This is a genomic window from Candidatus Ruthia endofausta (assembly GCF_013342985.1).
GTDB classification, from domain to species: Bacteria; Pseudomonadota; Gammaproteobacteria; order PS1; family Pseudothioglobaceae; genus Ruthia; species Ruthia endofausta.
The window spans coordinates 524,095-547,434 of the sequence record NZ_CP054490.1 but is presented as its reverse complement, the minus strand read 5'-3'; the positions used below and the strand labels follow the sequence as shown (position 1 = coordinate 547,434).

Below are 23,340 nucleotides of genomic sequence, written 5' to 3'. Positions count from 1 at the left end.
TATTTACCTGTAGTTGTTTTTATGATTTATAGCTGTTATTTTTGATAATAAGACAAATAATTCACACTCACATCATCTTCAAGTTTGTAGGTTCTTGTAAAGGGGTTATAAGTCATACCAATCATACCTTTTAGGGTTAAACTTGAGTGTCTTGCCCATTTGTCCATTTCGCTAGGTTGGATGAATTTATCCCAGTCGTGAGTGCCTCGGGGTAGGAGTTTTAGGATGTATTCTGCACCGATAATGGCGAATAAATAGGACTTCGCATTACGATTGATGGTTGAAAAGAAGGCTTGTCCGCTAGGTTTGACTAATTTGCTACAAGCTTTGATAATTGAATTAAGGTCAGGTACGTGTTCTAGCATTTCTAAACAGGTAACAATGTCAAATTTTTCAGGGTGTTGCTCGGCAAATTCTTCTACAGGGATTTTTTGATAATCCACTTCCAAGCCCGATTCAAGCAAGTGTAGTTTGGCAACTTCAAGAGAAGCTTTTGCCATGTCAATACCTGTCACAATTGCGCCTTCTAAAGCAAGGGACTCTGCTAAGATGCCACCACCACAGCCAACATCAAGGATTCTTTTATCTTCGAGTGAGCCGCCACATTGCTGTTTGATGTAATTTAGCCTAAGTGGATTAATGTCGTGCAGGGGTTTAAATTCAGAATTTTTATTCCACCAGTGTGATGCTAGGGCGGCGAATTTATCAATTTCGTTAAAATCTACGTTGCTCATAGTGCTTGAGAGTAAGCTAAAACTGTTTCAGCATGACCTTTGACCTTAACCTTGTCCCAATGTTTGAGGATATTACCATCAACATCAATTAAAAAAGTTGATCTTACAATACCCATATATTCACGCCCCATAAACTTTTTTAATTGCCAAACGTTAAAGAATTCGCACAAAGTACCATCAACATCAGCAATCAGTTCAAAAGGAAATTTTTGCTTGGCTTTAAATTTTTCATGTTTGATTAGATCATCTTTTGAAACGCCATAAATCACTGTATTAGCATCTACAAAGGCTTGGTGATTGTTTCTAAAATCTTGCCCTTCGGTGGTGCATCCTGGGGTGGCGTCTTTGGGGTAAAAATACAATACGATGTTACGTCCTTGAGTATCAGGAATGCTTATTTCTAAATCGCTTGTAGCAATGCAGGTAGTTGGTTGAACTTTATTCATAACTGTATAATACATGTGCTTAAAAAAAATCTATTTTATCACATGAAAAACATTCGTAATTTCTCAATTATTGCTCATATTGACCACGGTAAATCAACCATTGCTGATCGCTTTATTCAGTTTTGTGGTGGTTTAAGTGATCGGGAAATGTCAGCACAAGTGCTGGATTCTATGGATATTGAAAAAGAACGAGGTATTACCATTAAATCGCAAAGTGTTACGCTTGATTATCAGGCTAGAAATGGTGAAACTTATCAATTAAATTTTATTGATACACCAGGTCATGTGGATTTTTCTTATGAAGTATCTCGCTCGCTTTCTGCTTGCGAGGGTGCACTACTGATTGTTGATGCATCACAAGGGGTTGAAGCGCAAACGGTTGCAAATTGCTATACGGCGCTAGACCAAGGCTTAGAAGTAGTACCTGTACTTAACAAAATTGACTTGCCAGCAGCAGACCCTGAGCGTGTGGTGGATGAAATTGAAGATGTAATTGGCGTTGAGGCGCATGATGCAGTTCATTCTAGTGCTAAATCAGGCATTGGTATTGAGGATATTTTAGAACAAATTGTAGAAAAAATCCCTGCTCCAAAAGGTGAGATTGACGCATCCATTAAAGCTTTAATTATTGACTCTTGGTTTGATAATTATTTAGGCGTGGTGTCTCTAATTCGTGTGATTGATGGTGAAATTAAAACCAAAACAAAAATCAAAATTTTCTCAAATGGAGAAGAACATTTAGTAGATGAAGTTGGTGTGTTTACCCCAAAACGTAAAAAAACAGACAGTTTAAAGGCAGGAGAAGTTGGGTTTTTAATTGCCAGTATTAAAAACATTGATGGTGCACCAGTAGGAGATACTATTACCAGTGCCAAAAACCCTGCATCAGAAGCTCTGGAAGGTTTTAAGCCAGTACAACCTCGTGTATTTGCAGGTATTTTCCCTATTTCTGGCGAAGACTATGAGAAGTTTCGCGATGCACTAGCAAAACTTCGCCTAAACGATGCGGCGTTGCAATATGAGCCTGAAAATTCAGATGCATTGGGTTTTGGTTTCCGCATTGGATTTTTAGGCTTGTTGCACATGGAGATTGTTCAAGAACGTCTAGAGCGTGAATATGATCTTGATATTATCACTACAGCACCCACTGTGATTTATGAAATTCTTGACATAAAGGGTAATATTCACAGGGTGGATAGCCCCTCAAAAATGCCAACTAATCAAGGCATTGCTGAATTTAGAGAGCCAATTATTACAGCAAACATTCTAGTAACTGACGAATATGTAGGTGCAGTAATTAGCTTATGTGTTGAAAAACGTGGCGTGCAAAAGAACATCACTTATACGGGTAGGCAAGTGTCCCTTATTTATGAATTACCACTCAATGAAGTTGTGCTGGATTTTTTTGATCGATTAAAATCTGTATCACGCGGTTTTGCCTCCATGGATTATCATTTTGAGCGTTATCAAGAATCTGATTTAATTCGCCTAGATATCATGATTAACCAAGAGCCAGTAGATGCGCTAGCACTGATTATTCACCGAGACGATTCTGTGCGTAAAGGACGAGAGCTAGCCGAAAAAATGAAAGAACTTATTCCAAGGCAAATGTTTGATGTTGCCATTCAAGCTTGTATCGGTTCTAAAATTATTTCACGTTCAAACGTAAAAGCACTTAGAAAAAATGTAACCGCTAAATGCTATGGTGGCGACGTTTCGCGTAAACGAAAACTACTTGATAAACAGAGAAAAGGCAAAAAACGTATGCGTAGCGTGGGTAGAGTGGACATGCCTCAGGAGGCATTTTTAGCAGTTTTGCATATTGATTGATAATATCACTTACAAAAAGATATACAATTATATTATGATTGGCATCATTCTGTAACTAATCAAGTGTTGTTATTATGACGACTTTACTCAGTGCAAGAATTGACAATGATACAAAAATCAAATTTGTTCAAACTTGTGAACAAATTGGGCTTATAATCCTTCTCAAGCCATTAAACTATTCCCCATAGCGGTTATTAATTCTGGCTCAATTTCATTTAAATTAATCGCTAAACAGTCCAACCAAGAAATTATAAAAGCTATGCAAGAATTAGAAAGTGGTAATGGTATTAAAGTTGGCGGAGTTAAAGCATTATTTAAAGAGCTTGATATTGAGATGTAATGTTGGAAATTGTTTATTCAACACAATTTAAAAAGGATTTTAAAAAAGTTAGGAAATTACTATTACCTGATTTAAAGGCTGTTTTTGAAGTGATTCAAGCTTTAGAAAAGCAACGAAGGTTACAGGGAGAATACAAAGACCATTGTCTTAGTGGTCATTATATTGATTTTCGAAAATGCCTATCAAGCCTGATTTATTACTTGTTTATCAAACTAGTTTTGTTGAGCTTAAACTTATTAGAATTGGTAGTCACAGCGAATTATTCTAATTCAAAAGCCTTTCTAAGACGAGTTTAGAGCCAAAATAAGCAATAACCAAGATACCAAAGCCAATTTGTGTGGCGGTGATGGCTTGTTTTCCACGCCAGCCAAAGGTCTTTCTTCCAAACACAAGTGTGGCAAAAATAATCCATGCGATAATTGAAAGGGTGGTTTTATGTATCAAGTGTTGGGCAAATATATCTTGTATAAAAATAAAGCCAGAAAGTAGTGATAAGGTTAATAAATAAAAACCAATCCTAAGACTTTGAAACAGCAACGCCTCCATGGTTTGTAGCGCTGGCAGTTTGTTGATAAAGCCATTAACCTTTCTTGCGTGTAAGTGCTTTTCTTGGATTTTTAACAATACAGATTGACATACTGCTAGGGCTAGCAGGGCATAGGCAGTGATTGATAAAAATACGTGCGAAGTAATATTTAGTGGAATGACTTTGTTTGTTGTATCTGGAAAGGTGATACTAAAGACTAGCGTGAATGCCACTAATGGATAAACTAATATACCCAATGCGTGCACAGGTTTGGATAATGAGGATAAAAACAACAAAACAGCAATCAACCAAGCAACAAATGAAGCGCTATTTGCCAAGCCAAAAACAACGCCTTTGTCACTCCAAAAATGGTTAAAGGTGAGCGCTTGTGCAATTATGGCAAAACTGATCAATAAAAAAATGGTTTTTTGGTGTTGGTGTTGAGTTTCATTTTTTACAAAATAACGCATTAACAAAAGGGCTACAGCCAAATACAAGGCTATTGCAAGGTAAGATAAAAGCATAATCAACTTTTGAATTAATATAAAACACTATAATACGATACTTTCGTTATATTTATTTAAAAATGTTTGATAATTTAACCGAGCGTCTACAAAATAGTTTTAAAGTTTTACAAGGAAAAAACAAACTATCTGAATCCAATATTAAAGAGGCAATTCGTGAAGTGCGTCGTGCACTGCTTGAGGCTGATGTTGCACTTGGGGTGATTAAGGTGTTTTTGGACCAAGTTCAAACCAAGGCCTTAGGGCTTAAAGTTGGACAAGGGTTAACACCATCACAAGCATTTATTAAACTGGTTGAAACTGAATTAACTGAGATTATTGGTGGTGAGAGTGAATCGCTTGATTTAAAAACCCAGCCACCGGCAGTTGTTATGGTGGCAGGTTTGCAAGGTGCGGGTAAAACCACCTCAATTGCTAAGCTTGCGCTTTATTTAAAACAGCGTGAGAATAAAAAAGTATTAGTAGTCAGTGCTGATGTTTATCGTCCTGCTGCCATTGAGCAATTAGAAGTATTAGCCAAGCAAGTTGAGGTGGATTTTTTCCCATCAACGATTGATGACAAGCCTTCAGATATTGTCACTAGCGCTAAAAAGCACGCACAGAAACAGTTTTTTGATGTTTTATTGGTTGATACCGCAGGTCGTTTGCATATAGATGAGCAAATGATGGATGAAATTAAAACCTTACAGAAGAAAGTCAACCCAATTGAAACCTTGTTTGTGGTTGATTCTATGACGGGTCAGGATGCGGCGCATACTGCCAAAGCATTTGCTGATGCGTTACCATTAACAGGCATTATTCTTACCAAAACTGATGGTGACGCTAGAGGTGGTGCAGCATTATCTGTACGCCATATTACTGGTAAGCCGATTAAGTTTTTAGGTGTTGGTGAGAAAATTGATGCCTTAGAACCGTTTCATCCAGAGCGTGTGGTCTCAAGGCTTTTGGGCATGGGGGATGTGCTTTCATTGGTGGAGGAGATTTCACGCAAGCTTGATCATAAAAAAGCACAAAAGTCCGTCCAAAAAATAGTCAGAGGTCAATTTGATTTATCCGATATGCGCGACCAACTTTTGCAAATGGAGCAAATGGGCGGAATGGAAGTCTTAATGGACAAACTTCCAGGCATGGGTCAAATTCCACAAAATGTTAAAAACCAAATGATGGGCGAGGCTGGAACTAAGGAAATGGTCGCTATCATTAATTCTATGACACCTAAAGAACGTAGCCACATTAAGCTAATTAAAGGCTCGCGTAAGGCACGCATTGCTAATGGCTCTGGTACGAACGTTCAAGCTGTTAACAAACTCATCAAACAGTTTGAAAAAATGCAAAAACAAATGAAAAAGATGGGTGGCGGGAAGATGCAAAAAATGATGGCTAAAATGGCAGGCGTTGATGGTATACCTGATTTTTCTAAAATGAAATTACTTAATATGGGTGGTGGTAATAAGTTTCCTTTTTAAGATTTGCTAAACTTCAATAGTGCCTGTCATGTATTTGATGGATTTGCCAGAGATTTTTACTCTTTAATCTAAGTGTTGACATTTAACTCTGCCATCTCGTTTTGAGAATTGTTTTGCAATTAGGTTATTTTTATCAAGTTTTTTTGACCAATACGAAACAAGCTGGGTGAATGCAGAACCTGTAACAGGATCTTCATCGAAGCCATATTTTGGTGAAAGACACCGAATAACAAAATCAAAATCACTTCCTTTTTCTGTAATTACAATCTTTCTTAAATCCAATTGGACTTAGTAATGTTTGGTTTTACAGTTAATATCCTCTGTTCGTCTTCAAAAACGACAATATAATCTTCAGATTTGAGACATGAAACGGGTGCTACGGAAAACGCTTTTAGGATTTGCAGGGGTGTTGGAGATAATATTGGAGGTTGGGCTGGATAATCTATTTCTAATCATTCTTTATTTTTAGTGACAATTAGAGTGCCACTCTTTGATGAAACTCATATTCAAGAATATTGAACAATACAAATGCAGCGGCAAGTGTAGCATGAGCGCATAAGTTAACCTCTTAGATAGGTGTGGAACCACCTGATTTGATAAATTATCCAGTGGGGATAAAAGATGCTGTTTCAGAAAGATTATTTTCACTTGCTATTGATTGCATAAGTTCATCAGGCAGCCATTTTTCAAGTGGACAAACTGCTGCAGGATTATCTTCAAATAGTTTGTTTTCAAAGACATCAATTTGATAGATGGTTAATGCCATATTTTGCGTTGATGAATTAGTGACTTATTCGATATTTGGCAGATTGAGCATGCGCCTGCAAACCCTCACCATCCGCCAAGATAGCAGCCACTTTGCCTAATGTATTTGCGCCTTGGCGTGATACCATAATTAAGCTTGATTTCTTTTGAAAATCGTACACACCCAAAGGGGATGAAAAACGCGCTGTACCTGAGGTGGGTAGCACGTGATTTGGCCCTGCACAATAATCCCCTAAGGATTCACAAGTGTGACGACCCATAAAAATTGCGCCTGCATGTTTAATATTATCTAGCAAGATTTGTGGGTCTTCAACGGATAGCTCCAAATGTTCAGGGGCAATTTGATTAGATAAAGTAATGGCTTCATTCATGTCTTGAGTTTGAATGAGTGCGCCACGTTCTTTGAGTGCAATTTTAATGATGGCTTGCCTATCCATGGTTGGTAGTAATTTTTTAATACTTATTTCAACTTGGTTAATAAAGTTTGAGTCTGGACACAGCAAAATTGACTGTGCATCTTCATCGTGCTCTGCTTGAGAGAATAAATCCATGGCAATCCAATCAGGATTGGTTTTTCCATCACAAATAATTAAAATCTCACTAGGACCAGCAATCATATCAATGCCAACTTGGCCAAACACTGCACGCTTGGCTGTTGCTACATAAATATTACCAGGACCTACAATCTTATCTACTTTTGGTATGGTTTTTGTACCATAGGCAAGTGCTGCTATTGCTTGTGCGCCACCTACTGTAAATACTTGAGTGATGCCTGAAATATATGCTGCTGCTAATACCAATGGATTGCTGATACCATTGGGCGTTGGCACAACCATAATTAATGATTCTACATCAGCAACTTTGGCTGGAATAGCGTTCATTAAAACAGAGGAAGGGTAAGCTGCTTTACCACCAGGAACATACAAACCGACGTGATCAAGTGGTGTGATTTTTTGCCCCAACATTGTGCTATCATCTTCTGTATAGTTCCAAGTGCTTTGTTTTTGTTTTTCGTGGTAAAGGCGTATACGGTCTGCCGCTATGGTTAGTGCAGATTTCTGCTTTTTATTAAGGGCGTCAAATGCTTGTTTAAGTGCAGGCAGTTTAATGGTTAAATCTTTCATGCTAGAGGCATTAACACCATCAAATTTATTTGTGTAGTCAATTAAAGCACTATCGCCACTATTACGAACATTGGCAATAATATCATCAACCGTTTGGGCAACCTCTTTGTTAGAAACGTTATCCCATGCAAGCAATGAAGCAAGTTTTTCTTGAAAATCAGATTGTGTGGAGGTTAATTTAGTAATCACAAGCTGTGCTCAATATTTTGAGTCCAAGACTTAATTTGTACATTTTTGGTTTTAAATGAGGCGGCATTTACCACCAAGCGCGAGCTAATCTCTTCAATGTGCTCAAGTGGAATAAGGCCATTGGCTTTTAAAGTATTGCCAGTATCAACCAAATCAACAATACAATGTGCCAAACCAACCTTAGGTGCTAATTCCATTGCACCATAAAGTTTGATTATTTCACAAGATTGATCTTTATTTTGAAAATAACGTTTGGCTAAATTGACATATTTAGTGGCGATTTTAAGTGTATTTTGTTTGAGTTTATCTTTTGATTCAGCAGCCACCATCAGTTTGCATTTAGCAATGCCTAAATCCAGTACTTCGAATAAATTATTAGAGCCATGCTCAAGCAAGACATCTTTGCCAACAATGCCCACATCAGCAGCACCGTGTTGTACAAATACAGGTACATCAGTTGCACGAATGATAATAACCTGAACGTCAGTAAGACTGGTATCAAGAATTAATTTACGTGAGCTTAGCTCTTTTTTAGCAATAGTTAAACCTGCTTTTTCAAGTAAAGGTAGTGTTTGTTCTAAAATTCTACCTTTGGATAATGCAATTGTTAGCATAAGTTTTTAATCCTGTACACGTTCAATTTGAGCGCCTAATAGTTTTAATTTTTCTTCAATGGTTTCGTAACCACGATCTAGGTGATAAACACGTTCAATTGTTGTGGTGCCTGTTGCTACTAGTCCTGCCAATACCAAGGATGCCGAAGCTCTTAAATCAGTTGCCATTAAATGCGCACCCGCTAAAGATTTTACCCCTTTACAAACAACGGTGTTACCTTCTAAAGTGAGGCTTGCACCCATGCGTGATAATTCAGGGATGTGCATAAACCTATTTTCAAAAATGGTTTCGGTGATAGTACTATGCCCATCAGCAATAGCATTGAGAGCTGTAAATTGTGCTTGCATGTCTGTGGGGAAATTTGGATAAGTACTGGTTCTGATATTAACAGCCTTGGGTCGTTTTCCTTGCATATCAAGTGTGATTGAATTTTTTTCAGTTTTAATGTCTGCACCGGTTTCAAGTAATTTTGCAAGAATGGCGCGCATTGATTGATAGCGTACATTTTTAATTGTAATTTTGCCACCTGTGATGGCTGCAGCAACAAGATAAGTGCCTGCTTCAATTCGATCAGGGCAAACTGCATAAGTCACGCCTGATAATTCATCAACCCCTTCAATGGTGATAATTGAACTGCCAGCACCAGAAATTTTAGCACCCATTTTAATCAAGCAATTAACCAAATCTACAATTTCAGGCTCTTGTGCTGCATTATGAATTGTGGTTATGCCTGTTGCCAAAGTTGCTGCCATGATGATGTTTTCAGTGGCAGTCACTGAAATTTGGTCAAAATGTATTTCAGTGCCAATGAGTTTTTTAGCTCTGGCGTAAATATAGCCATTTTCAACTTTAATAAAAGCACCTAAATCTTCTAATGCCTTTAAGTGTAAATTAACAGGACGTGAGCCAATTGCACAGCCACCAGGCAGGGATATTTTTGCTTTGCCATATTTAACAAGTATTGGTCCAAGTGCTAAAATTGAAGCACGCATGGTTTTAACTAAATTGTATTGAGCAACCAAGCTGGTTAACTTTGAGCTATCTATAAACAAAGAATTGTCTGATTCTAGTATAAATTCTGCGCCCATATCCATTAACAACCTAAGCGTGGTTGAAATATCACTTAAATGTGGTGTGTTAGTTAAAGTAATGGGACCATTGGCCAATATTGAGGCAAATAAAATAGGTAAAGATGAGTTTTTTGATCCTGAGGTTTTAACGTGGCCATTTAGCATAATGCCACCATTAATAATAAGCTTATACATTATTTAGCCAATTTTTCAAGTTTCTTTTTTGATTTTGAAATCAAGCTATTAACACCTTTACGTCTAATATATGAGTTAAATTGAGCGCGATAATTTTTAACAATACTTACGCCAGAAAATACGATGTCATATACATGCCAAGTGTTAAGACGTATCATTTTTAGAGAAATAATACTGGATTTTGGGTCATCATTAACGTTAATAATTAATTTTACAATGGCTTTATCACCTTTGCGTTTAACGTCAGGGTCTACTGAGATGTGAACACTATCAAGTTTGCCATAACTAGATAAAATACCTAGATAATCTTGAATTAAAGACTCTGAGACATAGTATTGAAAAAACTGTTTTTGTTGAATGTTCAAGCCATCCCAATGTTTGCTTAATGCAATTTTAGTGGATACACCCACAGCAATATTGGGCAGGAGTTTTAATCGAATTAAGGCTCCAATATTTTGTTTGGTGGCTTTTTTTTGTTTTTTTAATTCTTTTAAAGAACTTAGGGCGCTAACCATAATGTTAAGCGCAGCCGAATTAGGCGGGTCAATAATATCCACAATTGCTTGATGAGTTATATTGGATGCTTTATCTATTGCTAAAGCAGAATTTATAGGCAAAATAGACAATATAATGAGTAGTGCTTTAATCACAATTTTTAAAAGAGAAATCAATTTAAATTAAATTTTACCTTTGTAAGTGTTTTTTGTATAGATGTCAATTAAAGAAAAGCTAAAGAATTTAACCACCAATCCTGGCGTTTATCAAATGTTTGATAAGCAAGACCAAGTGATTTATGTGGGCAAGGCTAAAAACCTAAAAAATAGAGTATCAAACTATTTTGTTAAAACACATGAGCAGAACAAGACTAGAGTTTTAGTTGCAAATACTAAAGACTTTAAAGTAATCGTTACTGCAACGGAAACTCAGGCTTTGTTATTAGAATCTGAACTAATTAAGCAGCACATGCCAAGATATAACATCTTGTTAAAAGATTCAAAAAGTTATCCCTATATCTTTATCAGTCATGACAAACATCCTAGAGTGGATTTTTATCGAGGCAAAAGGCATCAGAATGCTCAATATTTTGGCCCCTACCCTTCAGCTCATATGGTCAGAGATTCGCTTAATTTACTTAAAAAAATCTTTAAAGTTAGACAATGTACTAATAGTACTTACCAATCACGCTCCAAGCCTTGTTTAGAATATCAAATAGGGCTGTGTAGTGCACCTTGTGTTAGCAAAATTAGCGATGAAAATTATCAATCAGATGTATTAATGATGTCTTTGTTTTTATCTGGCAAAGGTAGGAAAACCCTAGAAAAGGTGTCAAAGAAAATGCAACTTGCCTCTCAAAATTTAGAGTTTGAATTGGCAGCACGCTTGCGTGATCAATTAATTGATTTGCGCACCATTCAAGAACAACACACTTCGAGTGCCAGTAATGACTTGGATGTGGTTAGTATCGCTCAACAAGATGGGGTAAGTGGTGTTGAGGTGTTATTTATACGCTCTGGTAAGCAAATTGGACAAGTGTTTATTTTGCCTAAAAACTCAAACAACCAAGACATTAAACAAGTTTTATCTGCTTTTTTGCCTTTGTATTATTTGGATAAAAACATCCCAAAACAAATATTAATTAGCCAGAAGTTGAGTGATAAAAAAACAATTGCTTCGGCTTTAAATACGCACATTATTGACACGTCAAATAAGGATAAACAGCATTATCTAAATATTGCTAATTTAACTGCCAAGGAAAATCTTAATCAAAATTTATTATCAAGATTTAGAAAAAAATCAACACTTGTTCACTTGCAAGTTACTTTAGGATTGGATAAACTACCTAATTATATTGAATGTTTTGATATTAACCATATGATGGGCGAGGCAACAGTTGCTTCGTGCGTAGTGTTTGAAAAAGGCGTGCTAGAAGTGAGTCAATATTGCCAATTTGACATTAAAAATATTACCTCTGGTGATGACTATGCTGCAATGAATCAAGTCGTGTATCGGCGTTATTCTAAACTACTAAAGGATAAAAAGCCTTTACCAGACATTATCTTTATTGATGGGGGATTAGGGCAGTTCAATCAGGTTATTATGGTGATGAATTCAATCGGCGTGGATGATGTACAATTGGTAGGCATTGCCAAGGGAGAGAATCTAAAGACAGGGCTTGAGACCTTAATTACGGTTAAAGATGATAAGGTCAATAAAATTAATCTACCACCTTACGACCCTGCGCTTATGTTAGTCAAGCGCATTCGAGACGAATCACACCGTTTTGCGATTAAAAATTATCGAAAGAAATGTGCGTCAAGACGCACAATCTCAATACTAGAATCTATTATAGGTGTAGGAAAATTACGTGGAATGACATTGCTGAATTATTTTGGTGGTTTTCAAGAAGTGAAAAAAGCATCGATTCATGAAATTCAAAAAGTCAGTGGTATTAATTTAACATTAGCGACTAAAATAGTTGAAAAACTAAAAGATTAATATGTTTATAAGAATACTTATCATTGCTTTTGTTATTGGCTACTTTGTGTGGTGGATTAACAGTCGAGTTCTGGGAAAAAATTTAAAAATAGCCAAAGTAATTGCTGCCACACTTGTTGTTACAAGCGTGATATACTTGTTTTTAGGTAGTTTGTCATATTTAATTGAAAGGGTCTAAAGATATAATAATTTGAACTTTTTTTATCTAAAAAAGTGAACACTAAGTTACGTAAATTAACACACTATCTTGGTAGTATTACACTAAAAAAATAGTCATCCTTTAAGATGATAGTGCACTTTTTTTGTTAAAACTAACACATTAAGATGCTTAGTTTTTTTAGTTACTTTTTTTGAAACAGTAACTAAAATTGACAGATTGGACGCTTCCCAAATAGGTAAATCACGCATATGATCACCCATATAATCAAAACCTTTATCACCAAAGCGTTCGATTAGTTTTTCTGCTTTATTGCGTGAAGATAGATTAAAGTTTTTGTTGCTTGCCATGACGTCATCAAATAAATTAACTTTTTTAACGATTATTTGTTGGCTGCTGTGGGTAAAAAGATCAAAATCTTGTTGCTTGTTTTTTGCCTGAGTTTTTTCCATTTTAAGATAATTGCTAACGGCAAAAGCGTATAGTTTGTGTGAAGCGGTAGCAAGGATGATTTTGTCACCTTGTTTTTTACGTTTTTTGATATAGTCAATGACGATTTGATTGTAAGGCAAAGTACTGACATCAATAGAAAATCGCTTGGTTAATTGTTCTTTTAAGTATCCTTTTCCATGCAAGAACCAAAAGGGATAAATAAAAATAAGCAGTGGATTTTTTTTTAATACACCCACTGAAGACTCATACAATAAATCTGTATTAATTAATGTATGGTCTAAGTCAACGATTAATGGTGTCATTCTAAGGCTTCCCATTTTTCATAATATCTTTCAAGGTCAGCCTCTAATCTGGCAAGTGTGGTTAAGGCATCTTGAGATTTTTCTTGTTGAAAAAACTCAGGGCCTGATAATTGTAATTGAATTTGAGCAATTTTTATTTCAATTTGTTCAATTTTTTTTTGCAAATCTTTAAGTGTTTGCTGTTGTTTGTAGCTTAATTTTTTAGTATTTTCTGTTTTTTTAGTTGTTTTAACTTTGGATTTGTCTTTTTGTTGACTCAATTTGTCTTGTTTTTGAATCAAGTAATCATCATAACCACCAGCATATTGGTTGATAATGCCATTACCATCCATAACAACTGTAGAGCCAATAACATTATTTAAGAAAGTTCTATCATGCGAGATTAGAATTAAAGTGCCACTGTAATCTACCAGCATTTCTTCTAATAATTCAAGTGTTTCAACATCAAGGTCATTGGTTGGCTCATCAAGCACCAATAAATTAGCGGGCTGGGATAAAATTTTGGCCAACATGAGGCGATTTTTTTCACCACCAGAAAACATTCTAATCGGTGCCATGGCTTGCTTTCCAGTAAATAAGAATTGACGCAAGTAACCAATAATGTGCTTACTTTTTCCACCAATATCAATACGTTCACGACCTTCAGAGACGAAATCCATGGCTTTCATGTTAGGGTCAAGATGCTCTCGCATTTGGTCAAAGTAGGCTAGTTTAATGGTTTTTGACCTACGAATAGAGCCACTATCAGGTTGTAATTCATCAAGCAGGAGTTTAATGAAAGTAGATTTTCCTGTGCCATTACCACCAATAATGCCGATTTTTTCACCTTTTAAAACCAGCATAGAAAATCTTTCAATCAGCTTAATGTCAGCAATTTGGTAGTTAATTTTTTTAACTTCAAAAACCAATTTGGAGACGCAGTTTTCATCATCCAGTGCGTGGATTTTAACTTGGCCTTTTTTTGCACGGCGATTTATAAACGATTCACGCATAGATTGTAAAGTACGAACACGCCCTTCGTTGCGAGTACGTCTGGCTTTAATGCCTTGCCTAATCCAAGTTTCTTCTTGCGCAAGTTTTTTGTCAAATCGTGCATTGGCAATTTCTTCAGCGTGCAGTTGTTCATCTTTGCGTTTGATGTAATCAACATAACCACAATTAAATACTGATAAATTGCCACGATCAAGGTCAAACACGCAATTAACAATATTTTTAATAAATGAACGATCATGACTAATAAGCACTAAAGTGCCATGATAATCTTTTAGCATACACTCAAGGTCAAGAATAGCAGTAATGTCCATGTGATTAGTTGGCTCATCAAGCAATAACACATCTGGTTCTTGGATTAACGCTTGAGCCAGCATTACTCGCCTTCTCCAACCGCCAGAAAGTGTGGATAAAATTGTATCAGCATTGAGTGTAAAGCGATTAAGAATGGCTTGGATTTTATGCAAATATTGCCAGCCATTCAACTGATCAATTTTCTCTTGCACTTCACTAGCTTGCTCTAGTTTTACATCGTTAATTAAATGCTGGTACTGTTTGAGAATAATGCCAATTTCTCCCAAGCCTTCTGCCACAATATCAAATAGATTTTTGTCATTATCTTGTGGTAGTGTTTGCTCTAAGTAGCTAATTCTGGTGCCCTTTTTAATTTTTAATTTGCCATCATCTGGATCAATTGTACCAGCAAGAATGCGCATAAAAGTAGATTTTCCTTCACCATTTTTACCAATGAGTGCGATTTTATCGCCTTTATGGATAGTTGAACTTACCTTGTTTAAGATAGGTTTGTCAGAAAAACTAAAAGAAATATTGTCAAGCGTAATAAGTGGCATGGGTTAAAATTATTTTTTATTTAAACAAAATTTTATTGTGCATCATTTTATTCAATTTTTATTACTATTAGAACTTATTAATCCTGCTTATGCTGAGAGTATTGAAGCTAAAAGTTTTGTTAATAATCAGCAACAACAGCGCTATCAGGCGTTAATTAACGAAATTCGCTGTCCAGTTTGTTTAGGTCAAAGCATTGGCGGTTCAAATGCGGGATTGGCTAAAGATTTACGCGAGAAAGTCAGAGAATTAATATTAAAACAAAATACTGATGATAGCATTCGAAAATTTATGACTGACCGATATGGCGATTTTGTCGTGTTTAAACCACCGGTTAACAAAAATACCTATTTGTTGTGGTTTGCACCTTTTATATTTTTGGCTTTAGGTTTGTTCTTTTTAATGCGTTCTTTATCAACTCAAAAATCTAATGTTAAAAGTACTGTAGATACAATCAAAGCTAAAGATTTATTAAAATGAGTCAACAGCAACTATTTATTAAAACCCACCAACGTGGAGCTGTTGAAATTACACAAAAAGTGAATGATATTATTGTTATACAAGGTCATTTAGTTGAGTTGTGCCATGTGTTTGTTGCTCACAGTTCAGCATCACTCATGATTACTGGTAGTGAAGACTCAGATATATTGTTGGATGTTGAAGATTATCTGCAAAAAATAGTGTTGGATGCAAGTCCTAAATATCGACACAACAACGAAGATGATTTTGATATGTCAGGGCATATTCGCACAATTTTGACTGGTGAGGCTAAAACCATTCCTATTATTGACAACAAATTGGGGTTGGGTCAATTTCAAGGGTTGTTTTTATACGAACATCGATCCGGTGAAAACACTAGAAAATTGATTATAACGCTATCGTGAATAGTAAACCGAACTAAGTGATTTAATCATTAAAGCTTATGCACATCAAAAAAATGGTGAATCATCAAAGGCAATTACAGTTTGAAATAATTTGCTCAATCATCAATTTCTGATAAAGATTTAAAGGCCAATGCGCATTTAAACTTAGGCAATTTACATCAATTAGAAGGTAGTGATGAGTTGGCGATTCAGAGCATGTCAAATGTCATTAAAAGTCAATCCAAATAGTTCAGAGGCGTACTATTTGCTTGGCTTATATGGCACAAGAAAAGCAATCTTTTGAACGGACTATTGGCTATTTTGAACAGGCTTTGGCATTAAATAATACTGTACAGTGGTGCTTATAATAATTTAGGCAATTGTTATGATCAACTCAACCAAACAACTAGGGCAATTAGTGCTTATACACAAGCCATCGCCATTAACAATCAATACGTTGCTGCCATTTACAATTATGGTAATGTTTATATGAAAACCAATGAGCCTCAATTGGCTTTAAAAGATTTAACTTTGGTGCTTGAATTAGACGCAAATTTTTATTAAGTCTATTATAATCGTGGCACTTTATTAGCCCAATTAGAGCGCTTGGAGCAATCCAAACAAGATTTGGCATTGGCACAAGCAGAACTAGAACAAAAAACACATTAAGGAGTCCAGTGAGCGACCAAGATAACAACAAATTAATGATTGAAAGAAAATCAAAATTGGCTTTATTAAGAGAAACTGGCAATCCATTTGTTAATAATTTTAAGCCTGAAAATTTAGCACAAGATATTATTCAAAAATTTGATGGTTTTTCTAAAGAAGCACTGGCGCAAAAAAATGTGCAAGTATCTATAGCAGGGCGGATGATGCTCAAGCGTGTGATGGGCAAAGCTAGTTTTGCGCATGTGCAAGATTCTAGTGGACAAATTCAGCTTTTTATCACTCGTGATGAGTTGCCCGAAAGTTTTTATAATGAGCAATTTAAAAAATGGGATATTGGTGATATTATTGGTACTACGGGTGTTTTGTTTAAAACCAATGTGGGTGAATTATCAATTCGTGTTAGTGATATTAAGTTGCTGACTAAGTCATTACGTCCACTGCCTGAAAAATTTCATGGATTAAGCAATCAAGAAACTCGTTACCGTCAGCGTTATATTGATTTAATTATGAATGAAAATTCACGCAATACGTTTAAGCGTCGCAGTCGAATTGTAGGCTATATTCGCAATTTTTTTAATAATCATGATTTTATCGAGGTAGAAACACCCATGTTGCAAACCATTTCAGGCGGCGCAACAGCCAAACCATTCGAGACTCATCATAATGCATTAGACATGCCTATATATTTGCGTATTGCGCCTGAGCTTTATTTGAAGCGCTTAATTGTTGGCGGTATGGACAGGGTGTTTGAAATTAATCGTAACTTTAGAAACGAAGGGCTTTCCACAAGGCACAATCCAGAATTCACTATGATTGAATTTTACCAAGCCTACGCTACGTATCATGATTTAATGGATTTGACAGAAAAATTATTCCGCGATATTGCACTTGATGTCTGCGGCAGTGCTAATATTCACTACCAAGGTGATGATTTTGATTTTTCAAAATCATTTGAGCGTATTAGTATGTTTGATTCAATTTTGCAATATAATCTAGACCTAGTAGTAACTGATTTAAACCAGGATAACGCTAAAAAAATAGCAGAAAAATTAGGCATTCAAGTCAAAGAAAATTGGGGTTTAGGTAGAATTCAAATTGAAATCTTCGAAGCCACTGTTGAAGAAAAACTCATTCAGCCCACTTTTGTCATGCAGTATCCAACTGAAGTATCACCACTAGCACGGCGTAATGACGACAACCCGTTTATTACCGATCGATTCGAACTGTTCATTGGTGGTCGTGAAATTGCCAATGGATTTTCTGAACTTAATGATGCACAAGACCAAGCTGAACGTTTTAAAAAACAAGTTGTAGAAAGAGACGCAGGTGACGATGAGGCCATGCACTATGATGCTGATTATATTCGCGCCCTAGAATATGGCATGCCACCCACAGCAGGCGAGGGCATCGGCATTGATAGATTGGTGATGCTATTTACTGATTCACCATCAATTCGTGATGTGCTTTTATTTCCACATATGCGCCCCGGAGTAAAGTGAAAAAATACCAATTATTTAGGTTTATTGGCGTCAGTAAATGAATCAAGATTCTTATCAGTCTATGCTGGCAATTGTGCAATCATTTCACGATAAGCATGATTTTAGAAATCATGGCGGCGAAGATTTGGCTTATCGTGTGGCATTAATGGCAGAAGAGTTGGGTGAGATATCTGCTTGTGTGACCAAGGGAAAGTCTAATGAAGATTTGGCGGAAGAATCAGCAGATTTATTGATTTTATTGATAGGTACGGCGATTAGTGCTAATTTTGACCTTAATCAAGCCTTTTGGAAAAAAATGGAAAAACTTAACAAACGTCAATCAAGAATGGTTAATGGAAAAATTAGGGTGTCTGAATTTCGAGGTATGGATAAATGAGTCAGAATACAATGTCAGTTTTAACCATTGATGGTCCAAGTGGGGTTGGAAAAGGCACTGTGGCAAGAATTGTGGCGAAAAAACAAAACTGGCATTTGTTAGATTCTGGTGCGATTTATCGTGCTTTTGCTTTGGCGGTTGATGCTAGAGAGGTTGATATTACTGATGAAAAAGCCTTAGGAAAGATTGCACAAACCCTTGATTTAGAATTTAAAACCCAATTAGGCAATGAACTTGTGAGTGTTTATCTTGATGGTAAAGATGTGTCTACGATTTTACGCACAGAGAAAACAGGCGAGGTGGCTTCAAAAATTGCTTCTATTGGCGTGGTTCGTGCCGCTCTTTTAAAGCGTCAGAAAGACTTTGCAAAACCACCAGGATTGGTGGCAGATGGTAGGGATATGGGCACAATTGTTTTTCCTGATGCACCATTTAAAGTATATTTAATTGCAAGTGCTGATGAGCGAGCTAATAGGCGCTTAAAACAATTGCAAGCGCAAGGCAGTAAGGGTATAATTTTGCAAATCCTGGCAAAAGTGAAAGCAAGAGATGAGTGTGATAGTTCACGTAAACACTCTCCACTTAAACCTGCTAAAGATGCACTTATCATTGATACCACTGAGTTATCTATTGATGAGGTTGTCACTCAGGTGGTAGCATTAATTGAGGCTTAAGCGGTTAACCTCTTAAATAAATTAACCCGATAATGTACTAGGCGTATACCGTAAATAGCTTAAGAATTACCGGTCAATACCAAAAAAATAATAATATGTCAGAATCATTTGCTGAGCTATTTGAAAATAGCATAGAACAACAAAACGTAAAAGTTGGCGCTCTTTTAATGGGAACCATTGTTAGTATTAATCGTGAAAAAGCGATTATTAATGTTGGACTTAAATCAGAGGGTTTTATCTCTCTAGACGAATTTAAAAATCCACAAGGAGAATTAGAAGTTGAAGAGGGCGACATTGTTGAAGTTGCACTTAAATCAATTGATGATGGTTTGGGCAATACCTTGTTGTCACATACAGACGCTAAGCGTATTAAGCTATGGCAATCACTTGAATTGGCAATGAACTCTAAGGAAGTCGTGACAGGCGTTGTAACTGGCGCTGTTAAGGGTGGTTTGACAGTTGACATTGGTATAGTTAAAGCATTCTTACCTGGTTCATTAGTGGATATACGTCCTGTGAAAGATTTCTCATACTTAACAGGTCAAGAAATTGGAGCTATTGTTATTAAGATGGATGAAGTTAGAAACAATATTGTGATTTCTAGAAAAGCTGTATTACAAGAAGCTAACTCTGCTGATAGAGAGGCGCTACTTGAAGGTCTTGAAGAGGGTAAGAAAATTGAAGGTATTGTTAAAAATCTTGCAGATTATGGTGCGTTTGTTGATCTTGGTGGTGTTGATGGCTTGTTGCACATTACAGATATTTCTTGGCAACGTGTTAATCATCCATCTGAAAAATTAACAATTGGCGATAAAATTATTGTTAAAGTGCTTAATTACGATAAAGAAAAAATGCGTGTATCATTAGGACTTAAACAGTTAACTGCCAGCCCTTGGGACAACATTTCAGACCGCTTGCCTATCGGCAAGAAAGTATCAGGTACAGTTTCTAACTTAACAGACTATGGTGCGTTTGTGCGTATTGAAGAGGGTGTTGAAGGCTTGGTTCACGTGAGTGAAATGGATTGGACAAATGCCAATGTTCGTCCTTCTAAGATTGTTAAATTAGGTCAAGAAGTTGAAGTGGTTGTATTAGATATTCAAGAGTCCAAGCACCGTATTTCATTATCCATGAAGCAAGCTCAAGAAAACCCTTGGGAAGCGTTTGAGGCAACACATAACAAGGGTGATAAAGTCCCTGTTAGTGTTAAATCAATCACTGACTTTGGCTTGTTTGTCGGTCTTCCAGGTGGTATTGATGGTTTGATTCACTTAGCTGATATTTCATGGGAAAAACAATCCTCAGACCAGTTGGTATCTAGTTATTCTAAAGGACAAGAATTGGAAGTGATTATTTTGAATATTGATGCTGAAAAAGAGCGTATTTCTTTAGGTATTAAGCAGCTTTTAGAAGATGACTTTATGCAGTATGCATCTGCCAATAGAAAGGGTTCAATTGTTAAAGGCGTGATTATGGAAGTTGATCCACATGGTGCAGCCATTAGTTTAGGTGAAAATATTACAGGCTATTTGAAAGCAGGGGAAATTTCAGAAGATCGTGTTGTTGATGCAACCTTGGTATTAAAAACTGGAGAAGAAGTAGAAGTTGCAATTGTGAATGTTGACAGAAGAACTCGTAATATCTTAGTCAGTATTAATGCTAAAAACTCAGTGAAAGAAAAAGCAGCAATGAAAGATTACAATAAACAATCTTCTGATGCAGCAACTAGCTCTACATTGGGCGATTTGCTAAAAGAAGCAAAAGACAATAAATAACACTTTAAAAAACAATCATGTAGTGATTGTTTTTTTGTTTTTTATGAAAAAGACCGACCTTATTTTAAATTTATCAGACAGTTCTGATTTATCTAAAATTGATGCCAAAATAGTGGTTGAAGTGATTTTGCAAGAAATAATGCAAGGCATTATTTCTGGTCAAGGTGTTGAAATAAGAGGTTTTGGTGGTTTTTACAAGAAACACCGCAAGGCTCGTCAGGGTATTAACCCTAAAACTAGCGAAAGAACACAAGTAAGTGAGAAGTTTGTACCATTTTTTAAGCCAGGTAAATTACTTAAAGAAATCGTTAATAAAGCCTAGTTTTTGATTGATTTACAAAGTATGATTAATGTATAATTTTATTTTTTTTACGTGAAGTGTTAAAACCGTTAGAGTGTTAAATAAATAGGGGCGTTAGCTCAGTTGGTAGAGCATCGGACTTTTAATCCGCTGGTCGAGCGTTCAAATCGCTCACGCCCCACCATACTATATTAAAGGGATTCAAAATTATTGAGTCTTTTTTTTCGCATTAATAAAAATTTAAATACACATAGGGGTAAGGAGAACCCCAGAAGGATGCTATGGTGTTCATCACTCGGAAGCCATTTAAGACATTTCTATGAGAGAGCCTTGTAAGGTATTGATAATTTGACAGTGGGCATGGAATTGCAATCATCAAGATGAACAAGGAAATCCATTTATTGTTCGTGTTAAAACCATTAATAAGAAAACAAGTAACGGTTGACGCTAAATCATCTTTTGGCGGGCGAAATATTGTATTTTAATGTGAGTATTGAAAGCATAATAGGGGCCTACAAGTAAGGATGAGTTGGAACACAGTCATGTGCATTCTAGTTCTTGCTCTCATTAGGCGTTTTTTCTAGATTAGCACGTAGAAAGTCATTCTCCATTATGCTAATCAACTGATTTAAAGCGCTATTCTAAGAACAAAGATTTAGATCATTTTATTTGCGCCTAATGCGAGTTGGTTTTCCGCACCTGTTGAATATCATTTAACTGGTATTCAAGAAAAATCTAAGTATAATTCATGTCAGAATAATCCTAAGATTTACATTATCGACAATTTCTATCCAAAGTTTTCAAGCCAGTATTAAGACATATTTCACTAAATGCTATTGGGCTTGATTTTGCTTCTGGTCCAGGATTTACACTCTGTGTTATGTTTTTAGAACGAGGATACTGCCATAGATTTGTTTGATAAATTCTATGCAAATGACACTTCAATTTTCAATAATCACTATGATTTTATTACTTTAAGTGAAGTGGTGGAGCCATTTTGAGAAGCCTGGATTTGAGTTAGATAGACTTTTTGCAACGATGGCGGTAAGGGTATATATCTTATCCATTATGACCAATATGCTAAACAGTGATACTAATTTTGAATATTGGCATTATAAGGACGGTTCAACGCATATCTGTTTTTTAGCCAAATGACTATGAACTATCTTGCCAATAAATAGGGTGTGGTTAAGTTTTATGGTGATGATGTTGTTTTGTTCTTAATGAAATTCAAGTAGCCAATTTATTTAATCTAAGCGTATAATTATATATAAACAAGAAAACGAAACTGATGAATTTTTTTTGGATATTTATAGCGTTAAGCGGTGTTTTAGCAGTAATAATGGGCGCAATGTCAGCACATGTTTTAAAGGATATTATGCAAGCAGAAGATATTACACGCATACATACAGCGGCTACTTACCAAATGTACCACACTTTAATGATTGCAATATTAGCTACGTGTTCGCAGCGTATTTCGTTTAGGTCTATCGACCAAAGTATTTGGCTTTTTATAGTAGGTATTGTGCTATTTTCAGGTAGTTTGTATTTATACACTTTGACCAAACTACATGGCTTTGTTTTTGTTACACCAGTAGGTGGTGTGCTATTGATGCTTGGCTGGTTAAGCGTGACAAGACTTGCTTTTGTTTTTGTCAAACCAAAATAACAAAAGATAATCTCAGTATGCTAAGTTCTTATCTGTCATAATCGTTAGATATTTTTTCACCCAAGGAATAGAGTGATGCGTTGTTATTTTTTTTAGCAATTAGCTACATTTTTATATTGATTAACATTTATGCTGATATTGGCATTTATTAGTGGCAATCAAATGCTAGAATCGGTTAACAAGAAAATAGTCAATATTGACACAGATGAATTAAAAGCCATTCTTGATACTGAACCCAATGTGATTTTAATAGACGTACGCACACCTTCTGAATTGGCTAAATTAGGCACAATTAAGCGTGGCTAGAATGTGAATATTATTAGAGGCTGGTTAGAGTTTCAAGTGGGTGATTATGTCGAGTTAAAGGACACGCCAATTATTGTTTATTGTGGCAAGAATCTACGCTCGCTATTCTATTAGCCAAAGACCTTAGAGAATATGGG

Annotated in this window: 27 protein-coding genes, 1 tRNA gene and 1 pseudogene; 18 read left to right on the top strand and 11 right to left on the bottom strand. The window is 36.0% G+C overall.

Annotated elements, in window-relative coordinates:
• Positions 1-35 precede the first annotated feature (35 nt).
• Both ubiG and HUE58_RS02940 read right to left on the bottom strand, forming a co-directional pair.
• Positions 36-734 carry a bifunctional 2-polyprenyl-6-hydroxyphenol methylase/3-demethylubiquinol 3-O-methyltransferase UbiG gene (ubiG, locus tag HUE58_RS02945; protein ID WP_174605562.1) on the bottom strand — a complete coding sequence of 233 codons (699 nt, stop codon included), beginning with the start codon at positions 732-734 and terminating at the stop codon, positions 36-38.
• Entirely contained in the window at positions 731-1,180 is a 450-nt protein-coding gene (locus HUE58_RS02940; RefSeq protein WP_174605561.1) for a peroxiredoxin, read from the bottom strand. The genes ubiG and HUE58_RS02940 overlap by 4 nt, the downstream gene beginning before the upstream one ends.
• Positions 1,181-1,222: 42 nt before the next feature.
• Between HUE58_RS02940 and lepA the strand changes: the two genes are divergently transcribed.
• The 5 genes and pseudogenes from lepA to HUE58_RS07120 all read left to right on the top strand — a co-directional run bounded on the left by lepA (position 1,223) and on the right by HUE58_RS07120 (position 3,618).
• The gene (lepA, locus tag HUE58_RS02935) at positions 1,223-3,010 is read left to right on the top strand and encodes a translation elongation factor 4 (RefSeq protein ID WP_174605560.1); all 1,788 of its coding nucleotides are present in this window, start codon (positions 1,223-1,225) and stop codon (positions 3,008-3,010) included.
• Between the two features lie 74 nt (positions 3,011-3,084).
• Positions 3,085-3,198: a type II toxin-antitoxin system RelB/DinJ family antitoxin gene (locus HUE58_RS07320; protein WP_422851477.1), complete on the top strand. Its 114-nt coding sequence runs from the start codon at positions 3,085-3,087 to the stop codon at positions 3,196-3,198.
• Positions 3,180-3,350, top strand: a complete 171-nt coding sequence (locus HUE58_RS07130) for a type II toxin-antitoxin system RelB/DinJ family antitoxin (protein ID WP_340689633.1) — start codon at positions 3,180-3,182, stop codon at positions 3,348-3,350. The genes HUE58_RS07320 and HUE58_RS07130 overlap by 19 nt, the downstream gene beginning before the upstream one ends.
• Positions 3,350-3,487: pseudogene (locus tag HUE58_RS07125) on the top strand (type II toxin-antitoxin system YafQ family toxin); the annotation flags it as partial. The gene HUE58_RS07130 and the pseudogene HUE58_RS07125, both read left to right, overlap by 1 nt.
• 38 nt (positions 3,488-3,525) lie before the next feature.
• On the top strand, positions 3,526-3,618 hold the full coding sequence (locus HUE58_RS07120) for a type II toxin-antitoxin system YafQ family toxin (RefSeq protein ID WP_277998021.1): 93 nt from the start codon (positions 3,526-3,528) through the stop codon (positions 3,616-3,618).
• On the opposite strand, the gene HUE58_RS02920 is transcribed toward HUE58_RS07120, so the two are convergent.
• Positions 3,615-4,346, bottom strand: a complete 732-nt coding sequence (locus HUE58_RS02920) for a cytochrome C assembly family protein (protein ID WP_340689629.1) — start codon at positions 4,344-4,346, stop codon at positions 3,615-3,617. The genes HUE58_RS07120 and HUE58_RS02920 overlap by 4 nt on opposite strands.
• A gap of 116 nt (positions 4,347-4,462) precedes the next feature.
• Here HUE58_RS02920 and ffh point away from each other — a divergent pair, with 116 nt between their 5' ends.
• On the top strand, positions 4,463-5,866 hold the full coding sequence (gene ffh / locus HUE58_RS02915) for a signal recognition particle protein (RefSeq protein ID WP_174605558.1): 1,404 nt from the start codon (positions 4,463-4,465) through the stop codon (positions 5,864-5,866).
• A 63-nt stretch (positions 5,867-5,929) separates the two neighbouring features.
• Here the strand turns inward: ffh and HUE58_RS02910 are convergent, their stop codons facing one another.
• The 6 genes from HUE58_RS02910 to HUE58_RS02885 all read right to left on the bottom strand — a co-directional run bounded on the left by HUE58_RS02910 (position 5,930) and on the right by HUE58_RS02885 (position 10,495).
• Complete coding sequence (locus HUE58_RS02910) at positions 5,930-6,148, bottom strand: PhzF family phenazine biosynthesis protein (RefSeq protein ID WP_174605557.1); 219 nt, start codon at positions 6,146-6,148, stop codon at positions 5,930-5,932.
• 319 nt (positions 6,149-6,467) lie between these two features.
• Positions 6,468-6,632, bottom strand: a complete 165-nt coding sequence (locus tag HUE58_RS06830; protein WP_246260848.1) for a PhzF family phenazine biosynthesis protein — start codon at positions 6,630-6,632, stop codon at positions 6,468-6,470.
• Between the two features lie 16 nt (positions 6,633-6,648).
• Entirely contained in the window at positions 6,649-7,944 is a 1,296-nt protein-coding gene (gene hisD, locus HUE58_RS02900) for a histidinol dehydrogenase (protein ID WP_174605556.1), read from the bottom strand.
• Positions 7,941-8,558, bottom strand: a complete 618-nt coding sequence (hisG, locus tag HUE58_RS02895) for an ATP phosphoribosyltransferase (protein ID WP_174605555.1) — start codon at positions 8,556-8,558, stop codon at positions 7,941-7,943. The genes hisD and hisG overlap by 4 nt, the downstream gene beginning before the upstream one ends.
• Before the next feature lie 6 nt (positions 8,559-8,564).
• Positions 8,565-9,824 carry a UDP-N-acetylglucosamine 1-carboxyvinyltransferase gene (murA, locus tag HUE58_RS02890; RefSeq protein ID WP_174605554.1) on the bottom strand — a complete coding sequence of 420 codons (1,260 nt, stop codon included), beginning with the start codon at positions 9,822-9,824 and terminating at the stop codon, positions 8,565-8,567.
• Positions 9,824-10,495: an MlaC/ttg2D family ABC transporter substrate-binding protein gene (locus tag HUE58_RS02885; protein ID WP_246260847.1), complete on the bottom strand. Its 672-nt coding sequence runs from the start codon at positions 10,493-10,495 to the stop codon at positions 9,824-9,826. The genes murA and HUE58_RS02885 overlap by 1 nt, the downstream gene beginning before the upstream one ends.
• A 40-nt stretch (positions 10,496-10,535) precedes the next feature.
• On the opposite strand from HUE58_RS02885, the gene uvrC reads away from it, so the two are divergent.
• Positions 10,536-12,320: an excinuclease ABC subunit UvrC gene (gene uvrC / locus HUE58_RS02880; RefSeq protein ID WP_174605553.1), complete on the top strand. Its 1,785-nt coding sequence runs from the start codon at positions 10,536-10,538 to the stop codon at positions 12,318-12,320.
• A 273-nt stretch (positions 12,321-12,593) separates the two neighbouring features.
• Here uvrC and HUE58_RS02875 read toward each other — a convergent pair whose 3' ends face one another.
• A complete protein-coding gene (locus HUE58_RS02875; RefSeq protein WP_246260846.1) occupies positions 12,594-13,247 on the bottom strand; it encodes a hypothetical protein in 654 nt (217 codons plus the stop codon).
• Entirely contained in the window at positions 13,229-15,073 is a 1,845-nt protein-coding gene (locus HUE58_RS02870) for an ATP-binding cassette domain-containing protein (protein WP_174605552.1), read from the bottom strand. Before HUE58_RS02870 ends, HUE58_RS02875 begins: the two co-directional genes overlap by 19 nt.
• A 37-nt stretch (positions 15,074-15,110) precedes the next feature.
• Here HUE58_RS02870 and HUE58_RS02865 point away from each other — a divergent pair, with 37 nt between their 5' ends.
• From HUE58_RS02865 to HUE58_RS02815, 11 genes are all read left to right on the top strand, one after another.
• Complete coding sequence (locus tag HUE58_RS02865; protein ID WP_174605551.1) at positions 15,111-15,551, top strand: cytochrome c-type biogenesis protein; 441 nt, start codon at positions 15,111-15,113, stop codon at positions 15,549-15,551.
• On the top strand, positions 15,548-15,955 hold the full coding sequence (locus HUE58_RS02860; protein ID WP_174605550.1) for a secondary thiamine-phosphate synthase enzyme YjbQ: 408 nt from the start codon (positions 15,548-15,550) through the stop codon (positions 15,953-15,955). The genes HUE58_RS02865 and HUE58_RS02860 overlap by 4 nt, the downstream gene beginning before the upstream one ends.
• A gap of 321 nt (positions 15,956-16,276) precedes the next feature.
• Positions 16,277-16,498, top strand: coding sequence for a tetratricopeptide repeat protein (locus tag HUE58_RS06825; RefSeq protein WP_340689632.1), 222 nt, complete (start codon positions 16,277-16,279; stop codon positions 16,496-16,498).
• Between the two features lie 113 nt (positions 16,499-16,611).
• A complete protein-coding gene (lysS, locus tag HUE58_RS02850; RefSeq protein ID WP_174605549.1) occupies positions 16,612-18,102 on the top strand; it encodes a lysine--tRNA ligase in 1,491 nt (496 codons plus the stop codon).
• 37 nt (positions 18,103-18,139) lie between these two features.
• Positions 18,140-18,478, top strand: coding sequence for a MazG nucleotide pyrophosphohydrolase domain-containing protein (locus HUE58_RS02845; protein WP_174605548.1), 339 nt, complete (start codon positions 18,140-18,142; stop codon positions 18,476-18,478).
• Positions 18,475-19,152: a (d)CMP kinase gene (gene cmk / locus HUE58_RS02840; RefSeq protein WP_174605547.1), complete on the top strand. Its 678-nt coding sequence runs from the start codon at positions 18,475-18,477 to the stop codon at positions 19,150-19,152. Before HUE58_RS02845 ends, cmk begins: the two co-directional genes overlap by 4 nt.
• Before the next feature lie 95 nt (positions 19,153-19,247).
• Positions 19,248-20,927, top strand: a complete 1,680-nt coding sequence (rpsA, locus tag HUE58_RS02835) for a 30S ribosomal protein S1 (protein ID WP_174605546.1) — start codon at positions 19,248-19,250, stop codon at positions 20,925-20,927.
• Between the two features lie 43 nt (positions 20,928-20,970).
• The gene (locus tag HUE58_RS02830) at positions 20,971-21,249 is read left to right on the top strand and encodes an HU family DNA-binding protein (RefSeq protein ID WP_174605545.1); all 279 of its coding nucleotides are present in this window, start codon (positions 20,971-20,973) and stop codon (positions 21,247-21,249) included.
• Between the two features lie 87 nt (positions 21,250-21,336).
• Positions 21,337-21,412: transfer RNA gene (locus HUE58_RS02825), tRNA-Lys, on the top strand.
• Between the two features lie 1,107 nt (positions 21,413-22,519).
• Complete coding sequence (locus HUE58_RS02820; protein WP_174605544.1) at positions 22,520-22,897, top strand: DUF423 domain-containing protein; 378 nt, start codon at positions 22,520-22,522, stop codon at positions 22,895-22,897.
• Between the two features lie 129 nt (positions 22,898-23,026).
• Complete coding sequence (locus HUE58_RS02815) at positions 23,027-23,203, top strand: rhodanese-like domain-containing protein (RefSeq protein ID WP_174605543.1); 177 nt, start codon at positions 23,027-23,029, stop codon at positions 23,201-23,203.
• Positions 23,204-23,340 lie beyond the last annotated feature (137 nt).

Coding starts and splice junctions, on each gene's coding strand:
- HUE58_RS02920 (WP_340689629.1), bottom strand. CDS start 4,346: ATGCGTTATTTTGTAAAAAATGAAACTCAACACCAACACCAAAAAACC.
- HUE58_RS02940 (WP_174605561.1), bottom strand. CDS start 1,180: ATGAATAAAGTTCAACCAACTACCTGCATTGCTACAAGCGATTTAGAA.
- cmk (WP_174605547.1), top strand. CDS start 18,475: ATGAGTCAGAATACAATGTCAGTTTTAACCATTGATGGTCCAAGTGGG.
- HUE58_RS06830 (WP_246260848.1), bottom strand. CDS start 6,632: ATGGCATTAACCATCTATCAAATTGATGTCTTTGAAAACAAACTATTT.
- HUE58_RS07320 (WP_422851477.1), top strand. CDS start 3,085: ATGACGACTTTACTCAGTGCAAGAATTGACAATGATACAAAAATCAAA.
- uvrC (WP_174605553.1), top strand. CDS start 10,536: ATGTCAATTAAAGAAAAGCTAAAGAATTTAACCACCAATCCTGGCGTT.
- HUE58_RS02870 (WP_174605552.1), bottom strand. CDS start 15,073: ATGCCACTTATTACGCTTGACAATATTTCTTTTAGTTTTTCTGACAAA.
- ubiG (WP_174605562.1), bottom strand. CDS start 734: ATGAGCAACGTAGATTTTAACGAAATTGATAAATTCGCCGCCCTAGCA.
- ffh (WP_174605558.1), top strand. CDS start 4,463: ATGTTTGATAATTTAACCGAGCGTCTACAAAATAGTTTTAAAGTTTTA.
- HUE58_RS02845 (WP_174605548.1), top strand. CDS start 18,140: ATGAATCAAGATTCTTATCAGTCTATGCTGGCAATTGTGCAATCATTT.
- HUE58_RS02820 (WP_174605544.1), top strand. CDS start 22,520: ATGAATTTTTTTTGGATATTTATAGCGTTAAGCGGTGTTTTAGCAGTA.
- HUE58_RS02830 (WP_174605545.1), top strand. CDS start 20,971: ATGAAAAAGACCGACCTTATTTTAAATTTATCAGACAGTTCTGATTTA.
- HUE58_RS02860 (WP_174605550.1), top strand. CDS start 15,548: ATGAGTCAACAGCAACTATTTATTAAAACCCACCAACGTGGAGCTGTT.
- rpsA (WP_174605546.1), top strand. CDS start 19,248: ATGTCAGAATCATTTGCTGAGCTATTTGAAAATAGCATAGAACAACAA.
- murA (WP_174605554.1), bottom strand. CDS start 9,824: ATGTATAAGCTTATTATTAATGGTGGCATTATGCTAAATGGCCACGTT.
- hisG (WP_174605555.1), bottom strand. CDS start 8,558: ATGCTAACAATTGCATTATCCAAAGGTAGAATTTTAGAACAAACACTA.
- HUE58_RS02875 (WP_246260846.1), bottom strand. CDS start 13,247: ATGGGAAGCCTTAGAATGACACCATTAATCGTTGACTTAGACCATACA.
- HUE58_RS02815 (WP_174605543.1), top strand. CDS start 23,027: ATGCTGATATTGGCATTTATTAGTGGCAATCAAATGCTAGAATCGGTT.
- lepA (WP_174605560.1), top strand. CDS start 1,223: ATGAAAAACATTCGTAATTTCTCAATTATTGCTCATATTGACCACGGT.
- HUE58_RS07120 (WP_277998021.1), top strand. CDS start 3,526: ATGCCTATCAAGCCTGATTTATTACTTGTTTATCAAACTAGTTTTGTT.